We start from the raw sequence: 22,290 nt of genomic DNA on the forward strand, positions 1-22,290 counted from the left end.
GGAGAAAACAATGGCTGGATCACAGTATCGCGGATCGGAGATCACCGATGTCGACCAGTTCCTGAAGGACAAGGACGGGCTTGGCTCGGAGCGCGAAAAGGAAATCGGGCAGCATATCGGCTATCGCTATGACGTGAACCTTGTGCCGGACTATGACCGGATCACGCCGTTCCTGACGAAGTACATGGAAACCATGGGCTGGGACGACCTGAACTGGCTGGAAGACGTGCATATGGGCTACGAGGAAGGCGCGCCGGCGGTGTTCGACCGCAACAACAACGGCTGGGTGCGGGTGCCCGACACGATCGACCTGCCCGACAACCAGCAGGACCGGGACATGATCGCGCGAGAATTGCTGATCAAGTTCCAGATGTCGGACCGGCACCCTTTGGTGAACCTGCGCAAGGCCTATATGAAGTTCTGAGAGGACTTTGAAAGGACCAGACATGACGCGCCCGATCAACATCGCCTGCCTGCAGACACGGCCCATGCCCGATTTCGCATCGGCCTGGGAGGAGGCGCGGCCGCTGGCCGAGAGGGCGGTGGCGGCGGGCGCGCAGGTTCTTTTCCTGCCGGAATATTGCGGCGGGCTGAAAACGGAGGGCGCGGCCGTGGCGGCGCCTTCTGCCCCCGAGGGCGATCATCCGTTTCTGCGCGAGGCGCAGGCCTTTGCGCGGGAGGCGGGGGTGTGGATGAACCTCGGCTCCATCGCGGTGGACGGACCGGACGGGCGGATCATCAACCGTGGGATCATGCTGGATGATCAGGGCAGGGTCACGGGGCGGTATGACAAGATCCACATGTTCGACATCCAGTTGAGCGAGACGGAAGTCTACCGCGAGAGCGAGCGGGTGGCGCCGGGCAGCCGGGCCGTCATTCACGACACGCCCTACGGGCGGATCGGGCATACGATCTGTTACGACCTGCGGTTTCCGATGCTGTGGCGGGGGCTGGCGCAGGCGGGGGCGGAGATGCTGATCTGTCCCGCGGCGTTCACGAAGAAGACGGGTGAGGCGCATTGGCACGTGCTGAACCGGGCAAGGGCGATCGAGACCACGCGGTTCGTGGTGTCGCCTTGCGCGATTGGGCCGGTGCCGGGCGGGGGCGAATGCTATGGCCATTCGCTGATCGTCGGGCCGTGGGGCGAGGTGCTGGCCGAGGGCGGCACGGAGCCCGGCGTGGTGCAGGCGGTGATCGACCTGGACGACGTGGAAAAGGCCGCGGGCCGGGTGCCCAGCCTGACCAGCGACCGGGACTTCGACATGGAAACGCCAGACCCCGAGAGGAGCGTGGCATGACATCTTTGGCGGCCCAACTGGGGCAGAGCTATTCCGACAACCCGCTGCGGCTGGGGTTCCTGAAATGGCAGTGCCACGTGCGGCAGCTGGCGATGCGCAACAATGACGGGCGCCCCGATGATGCCATCATGCCGGAGGTGACGCCGGAGGGGCATGAGGCGCCCATGGGCGTGGTGATCACCGTGCTGAACAAGGCGCCGGGATATTCGGTGACGCCGGAATTGCAGCACATGGCGGCGAAGACCAACGACCCGGCGCAGCGGCGGCAGAGTGCGCTGCAATTCCTGTCGGCGACCTATTACCAGAAGGCCAAGGAGTTTTCCGACATCCTGACCGCGACCTTCCCGCCGGGCAGCCCGGGCGCCAAGGCGCTGCACGAGGCGGGGCACGCGACATTGCGGTTCGAGGCCTACGGGCAGGCGTTCGAGCTTTACTGCAAGGTCTGGCGGCTGGCGCCGCACAACCTGCTGCACCAGGCGACGATGGCGCATAATGTCCTGTTCAACCCGGCCCTGCCGCCGGCGACGGAAGTGCTGGGCTTCGAGCCCGACTGGGACGCGAGCCGGGCCGATCCGCCGGTGGGCGGGCGGCGCTAGGCTTTCAGTTCGATCGAGCGCGTTTCACGCGCGCAGGTTCTCTCGGCCTTGTGGCCTCGGGGGCGTGAGGGTGGCGTGACGCACCCGGCCCGACGGTGTGCATGTGGCGGGCGGGGGCCTGCGGCGCGAGTATTTTTGGCAAGAAAAAGCAGGGGTTGGGCAGGGTCCGGCGGGGGCGCGAAATTTGAGTCGACGCGGCAATACAAAATGTATACATTATGTATTCAGCAAGGAGAGTCGCTTTGACCGCCGACAAGAAAACGCAGTGCCTGGAAGACCTGCGGATGCGTATCCTGACGCAGGAGATCGCGCCCGGCAGCGACCTCGACGAGGCGACGCTGTGTGAGCGTTACGCCATGTCGCGCACGCCGATGCGCGAGATCCTGCAGCGGCTGGGTGGCGAGGGGTATGTGGACCTGACGCAGAACCGCGGCGCCAAGGTGGCGTCGATGGACCTGCCGGTGATGCGGACGTTCTTTCAGACCGCGCCGATGATCTATGCGAACGTGGCGCGGCTGGCCGCCGAGAACCGCAAGGCGGGCGAAATCGGGCCTTTGAAGGCCATCCAGGAGCGGTTCCGCGCGGCGACGGAGGCGGGCGATGCGGCGGAGGCCGCGTTGCAGAACCATCGCTTTCACCTGTGCATGGGGGAGATGGCGCACAACCCCTACCTGCTGCCCAGCTTGAAGCGGATGCTGATCGACCATACGCGGCTGAGCCAGACATTCTATCGCCCGGCCTCGGAGGACGAGGCGGCGCGGGTGGTGACGGCCTGCGCGCATCATGACGCGATGATCGAGGCCATCGAGCGGCAGGAGCCGGGGGTGATCGTCGAGCTGACCATCGCCCATTGGAACCTGTCGCGGGATCGGCTGGAGCGGTTCGTGAGCCCCGATCCGTTGCCGATCGACGTCTTGCCGGTGAAGGATCGTGAAGATGCAGTTTGAGGGCATATGGACGCCCATCGTGACGCCATACCGGGAGGATTTCACGGTGGACGAGGGCGCGCTGGGCGAGGTGGTGGAGCAGCTGATCGCGGGCGGCGTGGCCGGGATCATCAGTGCCGGGACCACGGGGGAGTATTACGCGCAGAGCTTCGAGGAGCGAGAATGGCTGGCGCGAAAGACCCACGCGCTGATCAAGGGACGCGTGCCGCTGGTGGTGGGGACGGGCGCGCTGCGCACCGAGGACAGTATCGAATTTGCCAGGATGGCGAAGGACGTGGGCGCCGATGCGATCCTGGTGGCGACGCCGCCCTACTCGGTGCCGACGGGGCGCGAGATCGCCTTGCACGCGCTGGCCATAGACCGGGCGGTGGATATGCCGGTGCTGCTGTACAACTACCCGGGCCGGATGGGTGTGAACATGGACGAGGAGACTTTGGATCGCCTTGGCCGCTCGCCCAATTTCTGCGGCATCAAGGAGAGCTCGGGCGACATCAACCGGCTGCACCTGATTGCGCGGGACTATCCGCATCTGGGGCTTCTGTGCGGGATGGACGACCAGGCGCTGGAGTTCTTTGCCTGGGGGGCCAAGGGCTGGGTTTGCGCCGGATCGAATTTCGCGCCCGAGGCGCATGTGGCGCTCTACCGGGCCTGCGTGGTGGAAGGGGATTTCACCAGGGGCCGGGCCATCATGTCGGCGATGATGCCGCTAATGCGGGTGCTGGAGCAGGGCGGCAAGTTCATCCAGTGCATCAAGCATGGCGTGACGCTGCGCGGCATTCCGGCGGGGCCGCCGCGCAAGCCGCTCTTGCCGCTCAACAAGGATGACAAGCGCAGCCTCGAAGAGGTGATCCGGACGATGGACACGGGCGTGGCCGCCATCGAAGGGGGCAGGACATGAGCCTGTCGGTTGAAAGTGGCACCCACGCGTCCCGGCCCCCGAGCCGGGACCTCTGCGCCAACCAGGAGGTCCCGGGTCAGGCCCGGGACGGGAAACAGGAAAGGGCACCGGCGTGACCGAGCTTCTGACACGGGACGAATATGGCGCGATTGCCGCCGAGCTGGACCTGCCGCGCGCGCCTTTCGTCGATGGCAAGTTCCGCAGGGGATCGGGGCCGGTGATGGAGACGGTGAACCCGGCGACGGGGGAGGTGCTGGCGAAGATCTCGACCGCCGATGCGAAGGACGTGGATTTCGCGGTGGAGAAGGCGCGGGAGGCTTTTGAACGCGGCGAGTGGGCGAAGGCGCATCCGAGCGCGCGGAAGGACGTTCTGATCCGGCTGTGCAAGTTGATCGCGCGGCGGCGGCACGAGTTCGCGGTGATGGAGAGCCTCGACAGCGGCAAGCCGATCCGGGACTGCGAGACGGTGGATATTCCCGAGGTCATTCACACGATCAAGTGGCACGCGGAACTGATCGACAAGATCTATGACCAGGTGGGCCCGTCGGGGGACGATGCGCTGAGCCTGATCGTGCGGGAACCCCTGGGCGTGGTGGCCTGCGTGCTGCCGTGGAACTTTCCGCTGCTGATGATGGCGTGGAAGATCGGGCCGGCGCTGGCGGCGGGCAACTCGGTGATCGTGAAGCCGGCCGAGCAGACCAGCCTGACCGCGTTGCGGCTGGCGGAAGTGGCGCATATGGCGGGCGTGCCGCGCGGTGTGTTGCAGGTGTTGCCGGGGGATGGACCGAGCGTGGGCGCGCCGCTGGGCCTGCATATGGGCGTGGACATGGTGAGCTTTACCGGGTCGACCGAGACTGGCAAGCGGTTCCTGCGCTACGCCGCCGACAGCAATATGAAGAAGATCACGCTGGAATGCGGGGGCAAGAACCCGGCCGTGGTGCTGGAGGATGCCGAGAGCCTCGATCACGTGGCCGAGCACCTGGTGAATGCGGCGTTTTGGAACATGGGCGAGAATTGTTCCGCTTGCAGCCGGGTGATCGTGATGAAGGCTGTGAAAGAGCCGCTTATGGAGCGGATCGTGGCGCGGATGCGCGACTGGAAGACTGGCGATCCGCTGGACCCGGCGAACCATCTGGGCGCGCTGGTGGATAGCGAGCATTGCAAGAAGGTGGCGGGTTATCTGAAAGGCAAGGCGGTGGCCGGGGGCGGCAAGCCCAAGGGCAATTTCATCGAGCCGACGGTCTACGAGGTCAAGAAGGACGACAAGCGGGCGAAGGAGGAGATCTTTGGCCCGGTCCTGTCGGTGATCGAGGTGGCGAGCGAGGCCGAGGCGATCCAGCTGGCCAATGACACGGCCTACGGGCTGGCGGCGTCGGTCTTTACCTCGAATGTGCGCCGCGCGATCCGGGCGGCGCGGGAGATCCGGGCGGGGACCGTGACGGTGAACTGCTATGGTGAAGGGGATATCGCGACGCCCTTTGGCGGGTACAAGCAGTCCGGCTTTGGCGGGCGGGACAACGGCGTGCATGCCCATGACCAGTTCACGGAAGTGAAGACGATCTGGGTCGATCTGAGCGATCCGAAGGACGGAGACCTAGTGGGATGAGCCGGGTCGGATTCCTTGGAGCCGGGCATATCGCGGCGCCGATGGCGCGGGCGCTGGCACGCATCGGGCATGAGGTGACGGTGTCGCGCCGCGGCGAGGCGGTGTCGGCGGCGTTGGCGCAGAGTGGTTTGGGCATCGCGGTGGCGGAGAATGCCGAGGTCGTGGAGCACAGCGAGATCGTCCTTCTGTGCTTGCGTCCGGCGGTCTGGGCCGACGTGGTGAAGGGCCTGCCGTTCCGGGCGGACCAGAAGATCGTGTCGGTCATGGCGGGCGTGCCGATGGCCGGGATCGTGGCGGCCTGTGCGCCGGTGCGGGACGTGTCGGTGACGATCCCTTACGGGTTCATCGAGAACGGCGGCTGCCCCTTGCCGGTGGCGGGGGATCCGGGCGTCGTACAGGCGCTCTTCGGGGCAGAGAACCCGGTGTTGCCGCAGGCGGACGAGGCGGCGCTGAACCACCATTTCGCGGCCTCGACGATGGTGGCCGCGGCGTTGGGGCTGCTGGAAGAAGGCACCGGATGGCTGGCGGGAAAGACCGGGTCACCCGAGGCGGCGGAGATCTATGTCAGCAACCTGGTGACCGGGGTTCTGAACGGCCTTGGCCGAGACCGCGCGGGCGAGTTGCATGACGAGAAGAGGGCGCTGGCCACGCCCAATACCCTGAACCTGCAGATGGTCGAGGGGTTGGCGGCGCAGGGGGCCTTTGACGGGCTGCCGGGGATACTGGACGGAATTTCGGACAGCATGGAGGACGACGCGTGACGGCAATTGCGGAAAAACCCGCGCGTCGAGGGCGCGGCACACGGACCGCGCTGCGGGCCGTGCGGGACGTCAAGATGCTGCCCAGCCTGAAGCGGGGCCTGCCGCTGACCGAGCCGATGAGCGCCGAAGAGATCGAGCGCATCGATGCGGCGAGCATGGATATCCTGGAAAACGTGGGCGTGGTCTTTCGCGACGAGATCGCGATTGCGGATTGGAAACGGGCCGGTGCGGAGGTGCGCGACGGCGACCGGGTGCACTTGGATCGCGGGCTGGTGCGGGAGCTGATCAGGTCGATCCCCGAGAGCTTCACCTATCATGCGCGGAACCCGGCGCATAACCTGCCATTTGGCCGCGAGCATGCGATTTTCGTGCCGATGACCGGCGCGCCGTTCCTGCGGGATCTGGACGACGTCCGGCGCAATCCGACGCTGGAGGACCTGGCGAATTTCCACAAGCTGGCGCAGATGTCGCCGGCGCTGCATTCCAGCGCGCATCATATCGTGGAGCCCTATGACCATCCGATCAGCCAGCGGCATCTGCGGATCACCTATTCGTCGATGAAGCACTCGGACAAGACGTTCATGGGGATGACCACCAGTCCGAAGAACGCCGAGGACGTGATGGAGATGTGCGCGATCCTCTTTGGCGAGGCGTTCATGGAGACGCACCCGGTGGTGACGGGCAATTGCAACGGCAACTCGCCTCTGGTGTGGGATGAAACCATGCTGGGCGCGATGCGGGCGTTCTGTCGCCGCAACCAGCCGGTGCTGTGCAGCCCGTTCGTGCTGGGCGGGGCCAATACGCCGGCGTCTGTTGCGCCCACGGTGGCGCAGCTGAATGCCGAGGCGCTGAGCGCGCTGGCCTATACGCAGGTCGTGCGCAAGGGGTGTCCGGCCATATACGGGCACTACCTGTCGACGGTCAGCATGAAGTCGGGCGCGCCGATGGCGGGAACGCCGGAGATCAGCCTGATGAACCTGATGATCGGGCAGATGGCGCGGTTCTATGGCGTGCCGTGGCGGTCCTCGACCAACCTTGGCGGGGCCAAGACGCTGGATGCGCAGGCGGGGTACGAGAGTGCCACGACCCTGATGGCGTTGCAGATGGCCGGGACCAATTACATGTGGCACGCGGCGGGCTGGAACGAGGCCGGGATGCATTGCTCGATGGCGAAATTCGTGATCGACGCCGAGCAATGCGCGATGGCGTACCGGATGGCCGAGGGCATCCGCTGGGACGATTTCGACGAGGCGGTGGCGGCCGTGGGCGATATCGGACCCGGCGGGCATTACCTGGGCCATCCCCATACGCTGGCGAATTTCCAGCGGGCGTTCTTCATGCCGGATCTCTTTGACAACAACTCGATCGAGCAGTGGCAGGCCGAGGGCGCGGTGGAGGCGAATGCAAGAGCGCAGGCGTACGCACGCAAGATGCTGAACGAGTATGAAGAGCCGAAGCTGGACGAAGCTGTGAACGAGGCTCTGCTGGCGTATATTGCGAAACGGGAAAGCGAGATCCCGGCGGCGGATGCGCTGAACCAGGAGTATTGAGAACGCGCGACGGCGCGGAGGAGTGACGCATATGGGCAATCTGCCGTATCTGGACCTGAAAGACCCCGGGTTTTCGACGCGGGGGCCGGAAGTTGTCGCGGCACGCGAGGCCCATTGGTGCGCCGAGACGCCCTTTGGCCTGGCGGTGTTGCGGTATCGGCAGGTGGGCAAGATCCTGCGCGACCGGCGGTTCCGGCAAGGCAGTCACAACTGGCCCGAGACGGTCGGGATCGAGGGGCGGTTCGCGGATTTCTGGCGGGATTCGGTGATCGGGCGCGAGGGCGACGCGCATCAGAAATTGCGGGCGCTGGCGGTGCCGGCGCTGAGCGAGGAGTACGTGCTGTCGCTGGTCCCGGCCTTCGACGAGATCGCGCGGGACCTGTGCGCGGGCCTGCGCGAAAAGACGTCCTGCGAGTTCCAGTCGGCGTTTTGCGAGCCCTTCGCCGGGCAGGCCATCACGACGCTGCTGGGGATGGAGCGGGAAGCCTGGCCGCTGGTGGCGCATAACGCCGCCGACCTGGGGCTGGCGATGGGGATCGAGGCGCCGAAGTACCAGGAACGGTTCAACGCGGCCTGCGAGACGCTGTTCCAGCTGGCCGATCAACTGGTGGCCAAGGTGCGGCGCGGCGAGGATTGCGACAGCTATGTTGCGCGCATGGTGGCGGAGTTCGACCGCAACGGGGACTGCACGCATGAGGAATTGCTGAACACCATCGTGATTTCGATCTTCGGTGGCGTGGATACGACGCGGGCCTTGCTGGGGCTTGGGTTGTCGCTGTTCATCGAGAACCCGGAGCAATGGCAGATGCTGCGCGAGGACGAGAGCCTGATCCCCAACGCGGTGGAAGAGTTCATCCGGGCGCGGCCGACCACGACGTGGTCCACCCGCGAGGCGGTGGAGGATGTCGAGATGGACGGCATGGTGATCCCGAAGGGCACGGTGCTGAACCTGCTGGTCCATGCGTCGGCCCGCGACCCGGAGATCTGCGAGGAGCCGGGGTTCGACATCACGGTGAAGCGCAAGCGGCATTTCGGGTTCGGCGGCGGGGCGCATCACTGCATCGGGCATTTCGTGGCGCGGACGGATACCGGCTGTGCGCTGGATGCGTTGCGGCAGACGTTCCGTACGGTGGCGTATGACGGCGCGCCGGAATGGTTGCCGGACAGCGGCAACACAGGAGCACTCAGCCTGCCGGTGAGATACGAGGTGGCCTGATGCGGTTCGAGGGACGTTGTGCGCTCGTCACTGGAGGCGCGGGCGGCATCGGGGCTGCGCTGGTCGCGGCGCTCAGGGCCGAGGGCGCGCTTGTGGCGGTGAGCGACCGGCAGAGCGGCGCGGTGGAGGCCGAGGCGCATCTGGACGGTGACCTGCTGGACGGGGCGTTCTGCGACGCGCTGCCCGGGACGGCGGAGGCGGTGTTGGGCGGTCTGGACCTGGTGTTCAACAATGCGGGCGTCATCACGCGCGGTGATATCACCACGGCGCGCGATGACGACTGGCGCCTGACCATGGGCGTGAACGTGGAGGCGCCGTTTCGGATTTGCCGGGCGGCGATCCCGATCCTGGCCGCGCGGGGCGGCGGGGCGATCGTGAACACCTCGTCCTGCTGGGGGCTGCGGCCGGGGCCGAACCATCCGGTCTACGTGACGAGCAAGGCGGCGATTGCCAGCCTGACGCAATGCCTTGGCCGGGATCACGCGCATCAGGGCATCCGGGTGAACGCGGTCTGCCCCAACGAGGTGGATACGGCCATGCTGCGCACGGGCTTTGCGGCACGCGGGCTGGACCCGGATCGGGCCATCGAGGACCTGAATGCCAGCGTGCCGCTGGGGCATATCGCCAGCCCGGAAGAGATCGTGGACGTGATGCTGTTCCTGGCGTCGGACGCGGCGCGGTACATGTGCGGGTCGCTGGTGGAAGTGAACGGTGGGAAGGCCGTGACATGAGCCGGTTCGCGGGCAAGGTGGCGCTGGTCACCGGCGGATCGAGCGGCATGGGCGCGGCCACGGCGGCGATGCTGGCCGAGGGCGGCGCGCGGGTGTTCTGCGCGCAGCGCGGCGCGTCGGCGCACGAAGATATCGCGGCGGATTTCAGTGATGAGGCCGTGCCCGAGCGGGTGATGGCGGAAGTCGCGGAGAAGGCGGGCACGCTTGATATCCTGGTGAACAATGCCGGTATCATGCGGGAGGGCACCGTCGAGAAGACAAGCGAGGCCGATTGGCACCTTCAGATGCAGGTGAACCTGACGACGCCTTTCCTGCTGATCCGGCATGGCATGAAACTGCTGCGGCACGGGGGTGGCGCCATCGTCAATGTCGGTTCCATCGAGGGACTTGGGTCAAATCCGCGGCATCCGGCCTATGGCGCGTCGAAGGCCGGGCTGCACGGGCTGACGCGCGCCGTGGCAGTGGACCACGGGCAGGATGGCGTGCGGTGCAATGCCGTGGCGCCGGGATGGATCGACACGCCGCTGAACGAGGCGTTCATCGAAAGCATGCCGGACCCGGTGGCGTTTCGCGCAGGGCTGGCCGGGATCCACCCGGTGCGGCGGACGGGCGGGCCGGAGGACGTGGCGCGGCTGATCTGCTGGCTGGCGAGCGAAGAGGCGGGGTTCGTGACCGGGCAGGTCTGGACCGTGGACGGGGGCCGGATGGCCCAGTTGAGCCTGCCGTGAAGGTGCGCCGGTTGCCTTGCGATCCCGGTGTGACCGGGTGGAACGCGATCCTGCCCGAGGCGGGGCCGGCGCAGCCGCTGGAAGAGGCGGCGACGGCGGACTGGCTGGTGATCGGCGGCGGTTTTGCGGGGCTGGCGGCGGTGCGGCGGCTGAGCCAACTGCACCCGGAGGCGCGGATCGTGCTGCTGGAGGCAAGGCGGATTGGCGAGGGGCCGGCGGGGCGCAACTCGGGCTTCATGATCGACCTGCCGCATGACCTGTCGTCGGAAGACTACGGTGGCGCGCTGGAGAAGGATATGGCGCAGACGCGGATGAACCGCGCGGCGATAAACTTTGCCGCAGAGATGGCGAAGGCGTTCGGGCTGGGCGGGGAGGCGTTCGTGCGGTCGGGCAAGACCAACGCGGCGGCGAGTGCGAAGGGGCATCAGCACAACCTCGATTATGCCGCGCACCTGGAGGCGATGGGCGAGGCGCATGAATTGCTGGATGGCAATGCGATGTGCGATCTCACCGGATCGGACTATTACCGCAGCGGGCTTTACACGCCCGGCACGGCGATGATCCAGCCGGCGCTGTTCGTGCGGGGCGTGGCACGCGGGCTGGCCAGCAACCGGGTGCGGATCTGCGAGGACTCGCCGGTGACCGGGCTGCGGCGCGAGGGCGATTGGGTGGCCGTGACGCCGAAGGGCCGGGTGACCGCACCGAAGGTGATCCTGGCGGTCAACGGTCATGCCGAAAGCTTCGGGCAATTCGAGGGACGGTTGCTGCACCTGTTTCTCTACGCGTCGATGACCCGTCCCCTGACCGAGGACGAGGCCGCCCGGCTGGGCGGGGCGGAGCGTTGGGGGCTGACACCCGCCGACCCGATGGGCAGCACGGTGCGCAGGATCAGCGGGCCGGGGGGCACGCGGATCGTGATGCGCAACCGGGTGACCTATGACCCGTCGCTGAAGATTCCCGAAGGCCGCGTGGCGGCGATGGGGCGGTCGCATGACAAGGCGTTCGCGGCGCGGTTTCCACAGCTTGCCGGCGTTGACATGGAATATCGCTGGGGCGGGCGGCTGTGCCTGAGCTGGAACGGCGCGCCGGCGCTGGGCGAGGTCGAGGACGGGCTGTTCTCGGCCTGTTGCCAGAATGGTTTGGGCACGGCGCGCGGCACGCTGCACGGGATGGCGATGGCGGAGCTGGCCTCGGGGGTCGAGAGCGGGATCGTGGACCACGTCATGTCGCAGGGAACACCGTCGCGCCTGCCGCCGCTGCCCTTCACCTATGTCGGGGCGACTGCGACGATGAAGTGGGGAGAGTGGAAGGCGGGGGCGGAACTCTAGCCTGAGATTATTCGTACGAATAATCTTGGGGGAGAATTTTCGTACGAAAATTCTGGCGCTCAGTGGCGGGCGAGGTCGTTGAGGATCGGGCAATCGGGGCGGTTGTCGCCGGCGCAGCACTCGATAAGGTGGCCGAGCGTGTCGGCCATGGATTGCAGTTGCGCGATTTTCTCGTTGATCTGTTTCAGGTGCTGACGAGCGATGGATTTGACGTCGGCGCTGGCGCGGGTGTCGTCCTCGTAAAGGGCCAGCAGCGTGCGGCAATCCTCGATGGAGAAGCCCAAGGCGCGGGCGCGGCCTAGGAAGGCGAGCTTGTGCAGGTGGGTGTCCTCGAAGACGCGGTAGCCGTTGGCACCGCGCTCGGGCGTGACAAGGCCGATCTCCTCGTAATAGCGGATGGTCTTGGGGGGCAGGCCGGTCTTGTCCGAGACTTGCGAGATGTTCATGGGGCGGGCTCCGGCGAGAGGCGGCGCAGCCGCAGGGCGTTGGTGAGCACGAAGACAGAGCTGAGCGCCATGGCGCCGGCGGCGAGCATCGGTGACAGGAGTGCGCCGGTCAGCGGGTAGAGCGCACCGGCGGCGACGGGGATGAGCGCCGCGTTGTAGGCGAAGGCCCAGAAGAGGTTCTGGCGGATGTTGCGCAGCGTGCGGCGCGAGACATGCAGCGCGGTCAGCACGTTTGCGGGATTGCCGGAGACGAGCACCACGTCGGCGCTTTCGATGGCCACGTCCGTGCCGGTCCCCATGGCGATGCCGATATCGGCCTGCGCGAGGGCGGGGGCGTCGTTGATGCCGTCGCCGACGAAGGCTGTGGCGCCGTGCGTGTCCTGAAGTCGGGCGATGGTGTCGCGCTTGTCGCCGGGCAGGACCTCGGCCTCGACATGGTCGATGCCGAGGGCGGCGGCGACGGCCTGGGCCGTCGCGGCGGTGTCGCCGGTGATGAGGGCGGTTTGCAGGCCGCTTTCGTGCAGGGCGCGGATGGTGTCGCGGGCCGCAGGCTTGATCGGGTCGGAGACGGCGAGAAGGGCGGCCAGACGTCCGTCGATGGCGGCAAAGACCGGGGTTTCGCCGTGGGCGGTCAGGTGCGCCAGTGCGTCGGCGAAGGGGGCGATGTCGATGGCATGGTCATGCATCAGCCGGGCGGTTCCGGCCAGCAGGTCCTGGCCGTTGACGGTTGCCGAAAGGCCGTGGCCGGGGATGGCCCGGAACTCGGTGACGCGGGGCAGGGTGAGGCCTTCATCGCGGGCCGCGGTCTCGATGGCGCGGGCGATGGGGTGCTCGGACTGCGCCTCGGCGGCGGCGATGGCGGCGAGGGTGTCGGCGCGGTCGACGCCGGGGGCGAGGTGCAGCGTGGTGAGGGTGGGACGGCCCATGGTGAGGGTGCCGGTCTTGTCGAAGGCGACCACGCGGACTTCGGCCAGCGACTGGAGCGCGTCGCCCTTGCGGAAAAGAACGCCGAGTTCGGCGGCGCGGCCGGTGCCGACCATGATCGAGGTGGGCGTGGCGAGGCCCATGGCGCAGGGGCAGGCGATGATCAGCACCGAGACACCGGCGACGAGGGCGAGGCCGAGCGCGGGGCTGGGGCCGAAGGCGAGCCAGGCCAGGACGGTCAGCACGGCGAGGGTGATGACCACGGGCACGAAGACGCGCACCACCTTGTCGGCCAGGGCCTGGATCGGCAGCTTGGCGCCCTGGGCCTCCTGCACCATGGCGACGATACGGGCCAGCATCGTGTCGCGGCCGACGCCGGTGGCGGTCATGGTGAGCGCACCGTCGCCGTTGATGGTGCCGGCGATGAGGATGTCGTTGGTGGTTTTCGAGACGGGCACGGGTTCGCCCGAGATCATGGATTCGTCCACGTGGGACGTGCCGTCGGTGACGGTCCCATCGACGGGGATGCGTTCGCCGGGGCGCAGTTGGAGCGTGTCCCCGACGCCCACCTGCGCGACGGGGATGTCCTGTGCCGCACCATTGCGGATCACGCGGGCTGTGTCGGGTTGCAGGCCGATCAGGCGGCGGATGGCGGCGCCGGTCTGGCCGCGGGCGCGGGCCTCCATCCAGCGGCCCAGCAGGATGAGGGTGACGATGACGGCGGCGGCCTCGAAATAGACGGCGGCGGTGCCGGGGGGCAGGACGCCGGGGGCGAAAAGCGCGACGGTGGAATACCCCCAGGCGGCCAGGGTGCCGAGGGCGACGAGGCTGTTCATGTCGGGCGCGCCGCGCAGGAGCGCTGGCAGGCCGAGGGTTATAAACTGCCGGCCGGGAAAGGCGAGGACCAGCGTGGTGAGGATGAATTGCAGGGTCCAGAGCGTTGGCTGGCCGATCAGGTCGTGCAGCCAGTGGTGGAAGGCGGGGATAAGGTGCGCACCCATTTCGGTGACGAAGACCGGCAGGGTCAGCGCGCCGGCGAGCAGGGTCATGCGGCGGGCATGGGTGATCTCTGCGACGCGGCGCGAAGCAGCGGGATCGGGCGTGTCTTCCTCGGACGGGCGGGCCGGGTAGCCGGACTGCGTGACGACGCGGGCGAGGTCGGCGGGCGTGGTGGTGCCCGAAAGGTAGGTGACCTGAGCCGTCTGGCTGGCGAGGTTGACGGCGGCGGTCAGTACGCCGGGGGTTGCCGTCAGGCTGTCCTCGACCCGGCCCACGCAGGAGGCGCAGTGCATCCCGTCGATCGCGAGGGACGTTTGCGCGGTGCGGGCGGGGTAGCCGGCGGCATCGAGCGCGTCGGTGATCCGGTCCAGGGGCGTGCCGTTCACCTCGACCTGCGCGGTGCCGGTGGCGAAGTTCACGGAGGCGCGGCCGAGGCCGGGCAGCGCGCCGAGCGCGCGTTCGGCGCGGCCCGCGCAGCCGGCGCAGGACATGCCATCGAGTTCGAGGTTCAGCGTTGTCATGCGGCAGAGATAAGGGTTCCAGTCACTGGAAGGTCAAGGGGGTTTTCGGAAAATATACGGGGGTCGCGTGGGTTTTCACCCACCCTACGCGTTGTTGAAGCGTCTGCGTGAGTGGCGCGGTGGCGTGGTGGGGTGGAACCCCACCCTGCGGGCTGGCGGTTATTTCCGGGAGCGCAGTTTGAAGACGCCGGTCGCCTCGGCGATGAGGGTGCCGGTGTCGTCGCGCACCTCGCCCTTGGCGAAGAAGGTGGAGCGGCCTCCGCCGGTCACGCGGGCCTCGGCCACCAGGTGCGTCCCGGTGGCGCGGGCGAGGTAATTGACCGTCATGCTGAGGGTGAGCGCGTTCTGTTTGATCTTCGGATCGCCGGTGAAGCAGCCGCAGAAGCCCATCGCGGTGTCGAGGATCGCGGCATAGACGCCGCCGTGGGTCAGGCCCTGGCGGTTCATCAGGTGGGGCGCGATGGGAGCCTCGACCCGGGCGTAGCCTTCGGACCAGTCGGTCATGTCGAAGCCGAGGGTTTCGGAAAGCGGCGAGGGCGCCTCGCGCAGGTTGGGATCGAAGGTGTCGGTCATTCGGTGGCGGCCTTTAGCCCGGAGCGGGCGAAGAAGGGAACGTAAGCGCCCAGTTTCAGGGCGCGGTCGGGGTCGGAGGCGTTGCCGTCGAGGGCGCGTTTCTTGACGCCCTGAAGGATGGCGGCCATGCGGAAATAGGTGAAGGCGAGGTAGAAGTGGAAGTCTTCGATACCCGGAATGCCGCGGCGGTCGCAATAGGTGTCGATGAACTGCCGGTCGGACCAGAGGCCGTGGGCGGCGCGGTCGATCCCCTCCAGCCCGCGCCCTTCGGTGGTGGCGGGCATGGACCATTGCATGATCACCGCCGCGAGGTCGGCATAGGGGTGGCCTGTGGTCGACAGCTCCCAGTCGAGCACGGCGGCGACGCGGGGGGCGTCCGGCGCGAAGAGCAGGTTGTCGAGGCGGTAGTCGCCATGAACCAGCGTGCGCTGGCCGTCATCGGGGGGCATGTGGGCGAAGAGCCAGTCGATGAGGGCGTCCATCTCGGCGATGTCCTCGGTCGCTGTCGCGCGATATTGCTGCGTCCAGCGTTCGGTCTGGCGTTCGCAATAGTGCCCGGGAGGGCCGTATTTGGCGAGGCCGGTGGCGTCGAGATCGACGGAATGGATGGCCACGAGGGTGCGGTTCATGGCGTCGATGAGGGGCGCGCGGTTTTCGGGGGCGATTTCGGGCAGGGACGGCTGGTCGAAATTGCGGCCTTCGACATGGTCCATGATGTAGAAGGCCGAGCCGATCACGCTGTCGTCTTCGCAGAGGGCGTGCATCTTCGGCACCGGGACGCCGGTGTTCGCGAGGACCTTTTGCACGCGGTATTCGCGGTCGACGGCATGGGCGGATTTGAGCAGCACGCCGGGGGGTTTTCGGCGCAGGACGAAACGGCCCGAGGGCGTGTCGAGCCGGTAGGTGGGGTTGGATTGCCCGCCGGAGAACTTGGTGGCGGTGATGGGGCCGTCGAGCGCGGGCAGGTGGGTTTTGGCCCAATCCTCCAGCGCGGCGGTGTCCAGCGAAATGCTCACGCGCCGTCCTCGCGCAGGTCGGGGTGGACGTAGTCAGAGAACTGCTCGCGCAGGGTCAGCTTGGAGACCTTGGCGGTGGCCGTCAGCGGCAGTGCGTCGGTGAAGAGAATGTCGTCGGGCATCTGCCATTTGGCGAAATGCGGTTCGAGATGGGCGTGGATGTCCGCGAGAGTGGGCTTTTCATCGCCCGCCGGGACCACGACGAGAACGGGGCGCTCGTCCCACTTGGGGTGGGGTACGGCGATGACGGCGCAGGTGTCGATCAGCGGGTGCGAGATGGCGGCGTTTTCGAGGTCGATGGAGCTGATCCACTCGCCACCCGATTTCACCAGGTCCTTGGCGCGGTCGCGGACGATCAGGCGGCCGTTGGCGTCGACGGTGGCGACGTCGCCGGTGCCGAACCAGCCGTCTTCGTCCATGGCCGCAGAGGTGGCCTCGTCGTTTTCGTAGTAGCCGGAGATGACGGTGCTGCCGCGCACGAAGAGCTCGCCGGGCGTTTCGCCGTCGTGGCGCACGAGATTGCCGTCATCGTCCTTGAGCTTGAACTCGACACCGAAGAGGCGGCGGCCCGCGCCGACCTTGGCGTCGACGCGCTCGTCGAAAGATGCGTCGGCAAGGTGGCTGGGCAGGATGCCGCGGGTGCCGATGGGGCTCATCTCGGTCATGCCCCAGGCCTGGTTGACGTTGACGCCCATCTCCTCGAAGGCGGCGATCATTGAGCGGGGGGCGGCGGAGCCCCCGACCACGAGGTCCTTGAAGCCATTGGGCGGGGTGCCGCGTTTGGCGATTTCCTGTTGCAGGCCGGCCCAGACGGTGGGAACGCCCCAGGCCGAGAAGACCTGTTCGGCCTCCATCAAATCGTAAAGGCTGGCGCCGTCGAGGTGGCGGCCCGGCATGACCATGGTCATGCCCGCGAGCGGGGCGGTATAGGGCATGCCCCAGGCGTTGACGTGAAAGAGCGGAACCACGGGCAGGACGCGGGACCCGTGGCGCAGGCTTTGCGGGTGGCCGGCGATGACGAGAAGCGCGTGCAGCACGGTGGAACGGTGCGAATAGAGTGCGCCCTTGGGGTTGCCGGTGGTGCCGGAGGTGTAGCAGAGGCCGGCGGCGGTGTCCTCTGGGAAGCTGGGCCAGTCGTAGGTCTGAGGCTGGTCGGCCAGCAGGTCCTCGTAGGCGAGGGCGCCGTCTGGGGCGTCGGGCATGTGGTCGTCATCGGTCAGGACGATGACGCGGCAGCCCTCGGGCAATGTCACCTTCTCCAGGAGCGGCACGAGGCTGATATCGACGCAGATCGCGCTGTCCTGCGCATGGTCGAGGATATACTGCATCTGCTCGGGCGGCAGGCGGGGGTTGATCGTGTGGCAGACGCCGCCGATCCCGGCGATGGCGTAGTAGAGCTCGAAATGGCGGTAGCCGTTCCACGCAAGCGTGGCGATGCGGTCGCCGGTTTTCAAGTCGAGTGCGTCGAGGGCGTGGGCCAGCTGGCCGACACGGGCCAGCGTCTCGGGGTAGGTGCTGCGGTGAATGTCGCCTTCGTCGCGGACCGAGACCAGCCCCTGTTCGGGGAAGGCCTCGGCGGCATAGGTCAGGATGTCGATGATCCTGAGCGGGCGGTGCTGCATCTGGCCGAGCATGGTGCGGGTCCCCCTGAGCGGAATGGCGGGATCAATTGGTGGCACGAATGGGCCGGGGGTTCAATCTGCCGGGATCGATCGCGTTTGCGCAAGGCTTGACGGCGCGGGCCAAACCCCGCAAGAGCGGGGCACACCACGAGGAGAGCCTGCCATGCCGTTCGACCGTTCCGTCAAGATCGCGCCATCCATCCTGTCTGCCGATTTCGCCAATTTCGGGGCCGAGATCCGGGCCATCGAGGATCAGGGCGCGGACTGGGTGCATGTGGACGTGATGGACGGGCATTTCGTGCCGAACCTGACCTTCGGCCCCCCGGCGGTGAAGGCGTTTCGCCCGCATGTCACGACCTTCATGGATGTGCACCTGATGATTTCCCCGGTGGATGCGTATATCGAGGCCTGTGCCGAGGCGGGCGCGGACATGATCAGCGCCCATGTGGAGGCCGGCCCGCATATCCACCGCACCTTGCAGGCCATTCGCGGGGCGGGGTGCAAGGCCGGGGTCTGCGTCAACCCCGGAACGCCGCTGGAGGCCATCGAATACGTTCTGGACATGGTCGACATGGTGGTGCTGATGACGGTGAACCCCGGCTTTGGCGGGCAGAAGTTCATCACGTCGGGCGTCGAGAAAACGCGGCGGTTGCGCCAGATGATCGGGGATCGCGAGGTGCATATCCAGATCGACGGCGGCGTGACGCCCGAGACCGCGCCGCTGGTGGTGGAGGCGGGCGCCGATGTGCTGGTGGCCGGATCGGCGGTCTTCAAGGGTGGATCGGTGGAGACGCCGGAGGTCTACGGCCAGAACATGGCCGCGATCCGGACGGCGGTGGGCGGCTGAATCGAAGCCGCCCGTGTTCAGGCCGTTCTCAGATGGCCGAGCGGACGGCGTTGCGCAGCTCGGTGTGCATGACCCAGACCGACGCGGTTTCGGCGTCGGCTTCAACGAGGTAGCCCAGAACTTCGCGTGCATCCCTGGGATCGTTCGCCGCGTCTGACCGGGGATCCAGGCCGAGGAAATCGCCGACAAGGGAACCCGCTCTTTTCAGAGCTTTCATGGCCGTGTCCTCGGACTTGTATCCCGACGCCCTGGTCAAGGCGGCCAGGGTCATTCCGTCGTCACCGGCAAATGCATGGGCCTTGAGCATTGCCAGCTGCGCGTCCGTCAGTTTCATCTGGCGGAGCGCCTCGATGAATTCTTCCTTGCCGGGAATCGAGGTGTCGGACCGTTCGTCCCAGCGGCGCGCTTCGGTGCGATTGGCGCTGCGGGCCCGCAAGTTTTCCTTCAATGCCTCGATTGCGTCGGCCTCGGACGTGCCGGAGGCTTCGGCGATCAGCCCCTGGCTCCTGGGGCCGGTGCCGGGAAAGGCACGCGCGATGAAATCGCCGTTCAACCGGCCAGCGCGGATGAGGTAATTGCCGAACGCATCCTCGACGATCGTCGCGGCGTCTGCTGGCTTGATCTCGGTTCCGGCGGCACCGGGTTTGTTTTTACTTTTGTTCTTCGACACGTTGATTTCCCATATCTGCAGTTTGCTTCATCAGGCGAAAACGGCACGAACCCGTAATCAGGTCGCCCAATCAACGGTTGCCCTTTTCCGGGTCATGACAGTGCCGTTGCAGCCAGTGTTGACGCCAAAGCGTAGAACGACGCCGGTCGCCGGGTGTCGCCCGCAATCCTGCATGCCCCTGAAACCGCGTCGTCGACTGCCGAAGATCGGCAGGATTGCCGAGCTTAGCTTTCGGTGGACTCTGTCTGGGCGACGCGGTTTTTGGACCCTGTTCCGGGTTTGATCGGCGCGCTGCGCATGCCGAACTTTCGGAAGGGCAGCTTCCTGGCCGGCTCGCTCAGGAATTCCTTGAGGTCCAGTTGTTTCTTAGGTGTCGAATAGCCCATTTTTTCTACTTTCATTTGAATGCGTTGCAGCCGCCCGGGTTCGCGTGGGAACCGGGCTGCCGTACTTGGTCTTCGCGGCGCAGTGCGCGACGCGGTCTTTCGAATATCCTGACAACGATCCCTGCACGACGCGTGTCTCGGGCCGTTTTTCCGGCCCGGTCGCGTCGTTCATGTCCAAGCCCGCAGCCGGCCCGTGTCAGACCCGGAGATTTGCTCCGGCTGCGGTGTGTTCGCCGCTCCCGACCCTCGTGTGAGCCGGTCGGGAGAGGCGCTGGTACTATCAGTCGACGCGCGACTGCGGGCGATCCCTTACCGGGAAAGCCCTGCGTCGCGTGCTTCCCGGGCAAGCTTGAGCCTGGCGCTCTTTTGCACCCGTTCATTGGCCTGGGCGTCCAGTATCTCTCTGGCCGCCGCCGTGGTCTTGTCCAGCCGGGTGACCGGCGCAACGGGAGCGTCCTTGAAGACGCTCGACGGCGTCAGGTACCGCCCGCCATTGCCGGTTTGCTGCGGGACCTCCTTGAAGACGTCCTCGAGGGAAAAGCTCATGCGAGTTCCAGCGCGCCGGCGGACTCGCGCCCGTCGCGGCCGGTCTCGGTCTCGAACTTGACCTTCTGGCCGTCATCCAGACCGCTGATGCCTGCGCGCTCCAGCTCGGAGATGTGAACGAACACATCCTTGCCGCCGCTCTCCGGCTGAATGAATCCGAAACCTTTGGTTGAGTTGAACCATTTCACGGTGCCATTGGCCATATCCGTGTACTCCTGTTTGGGTGCTGCCCACAGGATGCGGCAGCCCGGCATAGTCAGACTGAATCGATCAACTGAGAGCCGGGTAAACGGAAGCAGCGGTTCGAGAGAACAACATAAGCAGTCAAGAGATAGGCGTTCGGCGGGCACAATACAAGCTGCATCGGTGTATACGGGTGTTCTATTTCCCGGCCGCGGCCATAACCCGGGTGATTGATATCGGTGGCCGGCCAAGCCGGTTTGCGTCCGGGGCCAGGGGCTGGTTTCCGTTTGGAGTGAGACATGCCCGGATCGCGCGAAGGTCTGGCCGGGGCCGGGAGCCGTCCCTTGCAGGCAATTTGGAGAAGGGGCCAATAAAAAAGCCCCGCCAAACGGCAGGGCCTTCGTCTTGTGCGATGCGCAGGGGCGATCAGGCGTTGGCGGCCTGGGCCTTGGCGATCTCTTTCTTGACCTTGAGCGCGCGATCCGACAGTTCGGCATCTTTCGACTTGGCCAGGAAGCCGTCCAGCCCGCCGCGGTGGTCGACGCTGCGCAGGGCAGCGGCGGTGATGCGCAGCTTGATGCCGCGACCCAGCGTTTCCGATTGCAGAGTCACGTCGTTCAGGTTGGGCAGGTAGCGACGCTTGGTCTTGTTGTTGGCGTGGCTGGAGTTGTTGCCAACCATCGGGCCTTTTCCGGTCAGTTCGCAGCGGCGCGACATGGGTTCATCCTCGTTTTTGTCGGGCCGCTTGGGCGGACCCTCTCAATACAAACGGGCACCGCCATAGGCAGCGCCCTGAATTCCGTTGCGCGTCTTTACGGCCAAAGCCATCGCCCGTCAAGGGATTCGGGCCGGGTTTTTGGCAGTTCGGCGTCAGCCCTTGTCGCGCCCGTGCGGTGCCGTGAGGTCAAGGTCGGGACCGATGGGGATGATGCGGTGCGGGTTTATCATATCGTGGCTGTAATGGTAGTGGCGCGTGATGTGATCGAAGTTCACGGTCTGCGCCACCTCGGGCCACTGATAGAGCTCCCGCAGGTAGCCCCACAGGTTGGGGTAATCGACGATCCTGGCGCGGTTGCACTTGAAGTGCCCGTGATAGACCTTGTCGAAGCGGATCAGCGTGGTGAAGAGACGCCAGTCGGCCTCGGTCGGCTGCGCACCGGCCAGGTACCTGCGCTCTGACAGGAGGCCCTCGAGCCAGTCCAGCGTCTCGAACAGCGGAATGACGGCGTCCTCGTAGGCGTCCTGGGTCGTCGCGAAGCCCGCCTTGTAGACGCCGTTGTTGACGGTGTGGTAGACGCGCTCGTTGATCTCCTCGATCTCGTCCCGCAATTCCTTGGGGTAATAGTCGTCGTCATTGCCGGTGATGTCGTTGAAGGCCGAATTGAACATGCGGATGATCTCGGCGCTTTCATTGGACACGATGGTGTCGCGCTGCATGTCCCACAGGATCGGCACGGTCACGTGGCCGGTCGTGTTAGGATTGGCGCGAATGTAGAGATCGCGGGCGAATGGCAGGCCGAAGAGCTTGTCGCCCGTGGCTCCCGGGAAATCGGTGTCGAACGTCCAGCCATCGGAGAGCATGTCGGGATGCACGACCGACACGTCGATCAGGTCGGTTAGACCCTTCAGGCGACGGAAGACGAGCGCGCGGTGCGCCCAGGGACAGGCAAGCGAGACATAGAGGTGGTAGCGCCCCGCTTCGGCCTTGAAACCGCCCTCGCCGCTTGGCCCGGCACTGCCGTCGGCGGTGATCCAGTTGCGGAATTTCGAGCTCTCCCGCTTGAATTTGCCGCCATGCTTTTTCGTGTCGTACCAGCCGGTATGCCATGTGCCGTCGATCAACTCGCCCATCGGAGCCTCCTTTTCCTGTTCCCCAACACTTAACCGCGCCAATCGTT

24 protein-coding genes are annotated in these 22,290 nt (G+C 66.4%); 13 read left to right on the forward strand and 11 right to left on the reverse strand.

All coding sequences use genetic code 11. From position 1 onward, the window contains the following. The first annotated feature begins 10 nt into the window (after positions 1–10). The 12 genes from KUV49_RS17865 to KUV49_RS17920 all read left to right on the forward strand — a co-directional run bounded on the left by KUV49_RS17865 (position 11) and on the right by KUV49_RS17920 (position 11,659). Entirely contained in the window at positions 11–424 is a 414-nt protein-coding gene (locus KUV49_RS17865) for a hypothetical protein (RefSeq protein ID WP_222452323.1), read from the forward strand. A 22-nt stretch (positions 425–446) separates the two neighbouring features. Continuing rightward, positions 447–1,298: a carbon-nitrogen hydrolase family protein gene (locus KUV49_RS17870; RefSeq protein WP_222452324.1), complete on the forward strand. Its 852-nt coding sequence runs from the start codon at positions 447–449 to the stop codon at positions 1,296–1,298. Further along, the gene (locus tag KUV49_RS17875; protein WP_222452325.1) at positions 1,295–1,894 is read left to right on the forward strand and encodes a hypothetical protein; all 600 of its coding nucleotides are present in this window, start codon (positions 1,295–1,297) and stop codon (positions 1,892–1,894) included. Before KUV49_RS17870 ends, KUV49_RS17875 begins: the two co-directional genes overlap by 4 nt. Before the next feature lie 242 nt (positions 1,895–2,136). Then, entirely contained in the window at positions 2,137–2,841 is a 705-nt protein-coding gene (locus KUV49_RS17880) for a GntR family transcriptional regulator (protein ID WP_261391564.1), read from the forward strand. Continuing rightward, positions 2,831–3,739: a dihydrodipicolinate synthase family protein gene (locus tag KUV49_RS17885; protein ID WP_222452327.1), complete on the forward strand. Its 909-nt coding sequence runs from the start codon at positions 2,831–2,833 to the stop codon at positions 3,737–3,739. The genes KUV49_RS17880 and KUV49_RS17885 overlap by 11 nt, the downstream gene beginning before the upstream one ends. Before the next feature lie 112 nt (positions 3,740–3,851). Then, positions 3,852–5,345: an aldehyde dehydrogenase gene (locus tag KUV49_RS17890; RefSeq protein WP_222452328.1), complete on the forward strand. Its 1,494-nt coding sequence runs from the start codon at positions 3,852–3,854 to the stop codon at positions 5,343–5,345. Next, positions 5,342–6,106: an NAD(P)-binding domain-containing protein gene (locus KUV49_RS17895; RefSeq protein WP_222452329.1), complete on the forward strand. Its 765-nt coding sequence runs from the start codon at positions 5,342–5,344 to the stop codon at positions 6,104–6,106. Before KUV49_RS17890 ends, KUV49_RS17895 begins: the two co-directional genes overlap by 4 nt. Then, positions 6,103–7,656, forward strand: coding sequence for a trimethylamine methyltransferase family protein (locus tag KUV49_RS17900; protein WP_222452330.1), 1,554 nt, complete (start codon positions 6,103–6,105; stop codon positions 7,654–7,656). The genes KUV49_RS17895 and KUV49_RS17900 overlap by 4 nt, the downstream gene beginning before the upstream one ends. 31 nt (positions 7,657–7,687) lie before the next feature. Next, a complete protein-coding gene (locus KUV49_RS17905; protein WP_222452331.1) occupies positions 7,688–8,872 on the forward strand; it encodes a cytochrome P450 in 1,185 nt (394 codons plus the stop codon). After that, positions 8,872–9,603 carry an SDR family NAD(P)-dependent oxidoreductase gene (locus tag KUV49_RS17910; RefSeq protein WP_222452332.1) on the forward strand — a complete coding sequence of 244 codons (732 nt, stop codon included), beginning with the start codon at positions 8,872–8,874 and terminating at the stop codon, positions 9,601–9,603. Before KUV49_RS17905 ends, KUV49_RS17910 begins: the two co-directional genes overlap by 1 nt. Further along, on the forward strand, positions 9,600–10,331 hold the full coding sequence (locus tag KUV49_RS17915) for an SDR family NAD(P)-dependent oxidoreductase (protein WP_222452333.1): 732 nt from the start codon (positions 9,600–9,602) through the stop codon (positions 10,329–10,331). Before KUV49_RS17910 ends, KUV49_RS17915 begins: the two co-directional genes overlap by 4 nt. 2 nt (positions 10,332–10,333) lie before the next feature. Beyond that, the gene (locus KUV49_RS17920) at positions 10,334–11,659 is read left to right on the forward strand and encodes an FAD-binding oxidoreductase (protein WP_315901780.1); all 1,326 of its coding nucleotides are present in this window, start codon (positions 10,334–10,336) and stop codon (positions 11,657–11,659) included. 59 nt (positions 11,660–11,718) lie between these two features. Here KUV49_RS17920 and cueR read toward each other — a convergent pair whose 3' ends face one another. The 5 genes from cueR to KUV49_RS17945 all read right to left on the reverse strand — a co-directional run bounded on the left by cueR (position 11,719) and on the right by KUV49_RS17945 (position 17,817). Beyond that, a complete protein-coding gene (gene cueR, locus KUV49_RS17925; RefSeq protein ID WP_222452335.1) occupies positions 11,719–12,105 on the reverse strand; it encodes a Cu(I)-responsive transcriptional regulator in 387 nt (128 codons plus the stop codon). After that, positions 12,102–14,549 (reverse strand): heavy metal translocating P-type ATPase, encoded by a 2,448-nt coding sequence (locus KUV49_RS17930; protein ID WP_261391566.1) that lies wholly within the window; start codon positions 14,547–14,549, stop codon positions 12,102–12,104. The genes cueR and KUV49_RS17930 overlap by 4 nt, the downstream gene beginning before the upstream one ends. A 159-nt stretch (positions 14,550–14,708) precedes the next feature. Beyond that, complete coding sequence (locus KUV49_RS17935; protein ID WP_222452336.1) at positions 14,709–15,122, reverse strand: PaaI family thioesterase; 414 nt, start codon at positions 15,120–15,122, stop codon at positions 14,709–14,711. Then, a complete protein-coding gene (locus KUV49_RS17940) occupies positions 15,119–16,138 on the reverse strand; it encodes a phosphotransferase family protein (protein ID WP_222452337.1) in 1,020 nt (339 codons plus the stop codon). Before KUV49_RS17940 ends, KUV49_RS17935 begins: the two co-directional genes overlap by 4 nt. Beyond that, positions 16,135–17,817 carry a long-chain fatty acid--CoA ligase gene (locus KUV49_RS17945; RefSeq protein ID WP_315899568.1) on the reverse strand — a complete coding sequence of 561 codons (1,683 nt, stop codon included), beginning with the start codon at positions 17,815–17,817 and terminating at the stop codon, positions 16,135–16,137. The genes KUV49_RS17940 and KUV49_RS17945 overlap by 4 nt, the downstream gene beginning before the upstream one ends. Positions 17,818–17,923: 106 nt before the next feature. Here KUV49_RS17945 and rpe point away from each other — a divergent pair, with 106 nt between their 5' ends. Then, positions 17,924–18,607 carry a ribulose-phosphate 3-epimerase gene (gene rpe / locus KUV49_RS17950; RefSeq protein WP_222452338.1) on the forward strand — a complete coding sequence of 228 codons (684 nt, stop codon included), beginning with the start codon at positions 17,924–17,926 and terminating at the stop codon, positions 18,605–18,607. Between the two features lie 28 nt (positions 18,608–18,635). Here rpe and KUV49_RS17955 read toward each other — a convergent pair whose 3' ends face one another. The 6 genes from KUV49_RS17955 to KUV49_RS17980 form a co-directional block, all read right to left on the reverse strand. Then, positions 18,636–19,277 carry a hypothetical protein gene (locus KUV49_RS17955; protein WP_222452339.1) on the reverse strand — a complete coding sequence of 214 codons (642 nt, stop codon included), beginning with the start codon at positions 19,275–19,277 and terminating at the stop codon, positions 18,636–18,638. 224 nt (positions 19,278–19,501) lie between these two features. Continuing rightward, positions 19,502–19,678 (reverse strand): hypothetical protein, encoded by a 177-nt coding sequence (locus KUV49_RS17960; protein ID WP_222452960.1) that lies wholly within the window; start codon positions 19,676–19,678, stop codon positions 19,502–19,504. A 294-nt stretch (positions 19,679–19,972) separates the two neighbouring features. Next, entirely contained in the window at positions 19,973–20,209 is a 237-nt protein-coding gene (locus KUV49_RS17965) for a hypothetical protein (RefSeq protein WP_222452340.1), read from the reverse strand. Next, on the reverse strand, positions 20,206–20,412 hold the full coding sequence (locus tag KUV49_RS17970; RefSeq protein WP_222452341.1) for a cold-shock protein: 207 nt from the start codon (positions 20,410–20,412) through the stop codon (positions 20,206–20,208). The genes KUV49_RS17965 and KUV49_RS17970 overlap by 4 nt, the downstream gene beginning before the upstream one ends. 406 nt (positions 20,413–20,818) lie before the next feature. After that, positions 20,819–21,109 carry a 50S ribosomal protein L28 gene (gene rpmB, locus KUV49_RS17975; RefSeq protein WP_152493805.1) on the reverse strand — a complete coding sequence of 97 codons (291 nt, stop codon included), beginning with the start codon at positions 21,107–21,109 and terminating at the stop codon, positions 20,819–20,821. A gap of 153 nt (positions 21,110–21,262) precedes the next feature. Then, positions 21,263–22,243, reverse strand: a complete 981-nt coding sequence (locus tag KUV49_RS17980; RefSeq protein WP_222452342.1) for a glutathione S-transferase family protein — start codon at positions 22,241–22,243, stop codon at positions 21,263–21,265. Positions 22,244–22,290 lie beyond the last annotated feature (47 nt).

The sequence above is a fragment of the Roseovarius atlanticus genome (genome assembly GCF_019802205.1).
GTDB classification, from domain to species: domain Bacteria; phylum Pseudomonadota; class Alphaproteobacteria; order Rhodobacterales; family Rhodobacteraceae; genus Roseovarius; species Roseovarius atlanticus_A.

Bases quoted from the DNA above. Each gene is read 5' to 3' on its own strand.
- KUV49_RS17870 (WP_222452324.1), top strand. From the start codon at position 447: ATGACGCGCCCGATCAACATCGCCTGCCTGCAGACACGGCCCATGCCC.
- KUV49_RS17930 (WP_261391566.1), bottom strand. From the start codon at position 14,549: ATGACAACGCTGAACCTCGAACTCGATGGCATGTCCTGCGCCGGCTGC.
- KUV49_RS17935 (WP_222452336.1), bottom strand. From the start codon at position 15,122: ATGACCGACACCTTCGATCCCAACCTGCGCGAGGCGCCCTCGCCGCTT.
- rpmB (WP_152493805.1), bottom strand. From the start codon at position 21,109: ATGTCGCGCCGCTGCGAACTGACCGGAAAAGGCCCGATGGTTGGCAAC.
- cueR (WP_222452335.1), bottom strand. From the start codon at position 12,105: ATGAACATCTCGCAAGTCTCGGACAAGACCGGCCTGCCCCCCAAGACC.
- KUV49_RS17865 (WP_222452323.1), top strand. From the start codon at position 11: ATGGCTGGATCACAGTATCGCGGATCGGAGATCACCGATGTCGACCAG.
- KUV49_RS17980 (WP_222452342.1), bottom strand. From the start codon at position 22,243: ATGGGCGAGTTGATCGACGGCACATGGCATACCGGCTGGTACGACACG.
- KUV49_RS17965 (WP_222452340.1), bottom strand. From the start codon at position 20,209: ATGAGCTTTTCCCTCGAGGACGTCTTCAAGGAGGTCCCGCAGCAAACC.
- KUV49_RS17885 (WP_222452327.1), top strand. From the start codon at position 2,831: ATGCAGTTTGAGGGCATATGGACGCCCATCGTGACGCCATACCGGGAG.
- KUV49_RS17910 (WP_222452332.1), top strand. From the start codon at position 8,872: ATGCGGTTCGAGGGACGTTGTGCGCTCGTCACTGGAGGCGCGGGCGGC.
- KUV49_RS17915 (WP_222452333.1), top strand. From the start codon at position 9,600: ATGAGCCGGTTCGCGGGCAAGGTGGCGCTGGTCACCGGCGGATCGAGC.
- rpe (WP_222452338.1), top strand. From the start codon at position 17,924: ATGCCGTTCGACCGTTCCGTCAAGATCGCGCCATCCATCCTGTCTGCC.
- KUV49_RS17895 (WP_222452329.1), top strand. From the start codon at position 5,342: ATGAGCCGGGTCGGATTCCTTGGAGCCGGGCATATCGCGGCGCCGATG.
- KUV49_RS17970 (WP_222452341.1), bottom strand. From the start codon at position 20,412: ATGGCCAATGGCACCGTGAAATGGTTCAACTCAACCAAAGGTTTCGGA.
- KUV49_RS17905 (WP_222452331.1), top strand. From the start codon at position 7,688: ATGGGCAATCTGCCGTATCTGGACCTGAAAGACCCCGGGTTTTCGACG.
- KUV49_RS17960 (WP_222452960.1), bottom strand. From the start codon at position 19,678: ATGAAAGTAGAAAAAATGGGCTATTCGACACCTAAGAAACAACTGGAC.
- KUV49_RS17875 (WP_222452325.1), top strand. From the start codon at position 1,295: ATGACATCTTTGGCGGCCCAACTGGGGCAGAGCTATTCCGACAACCCG.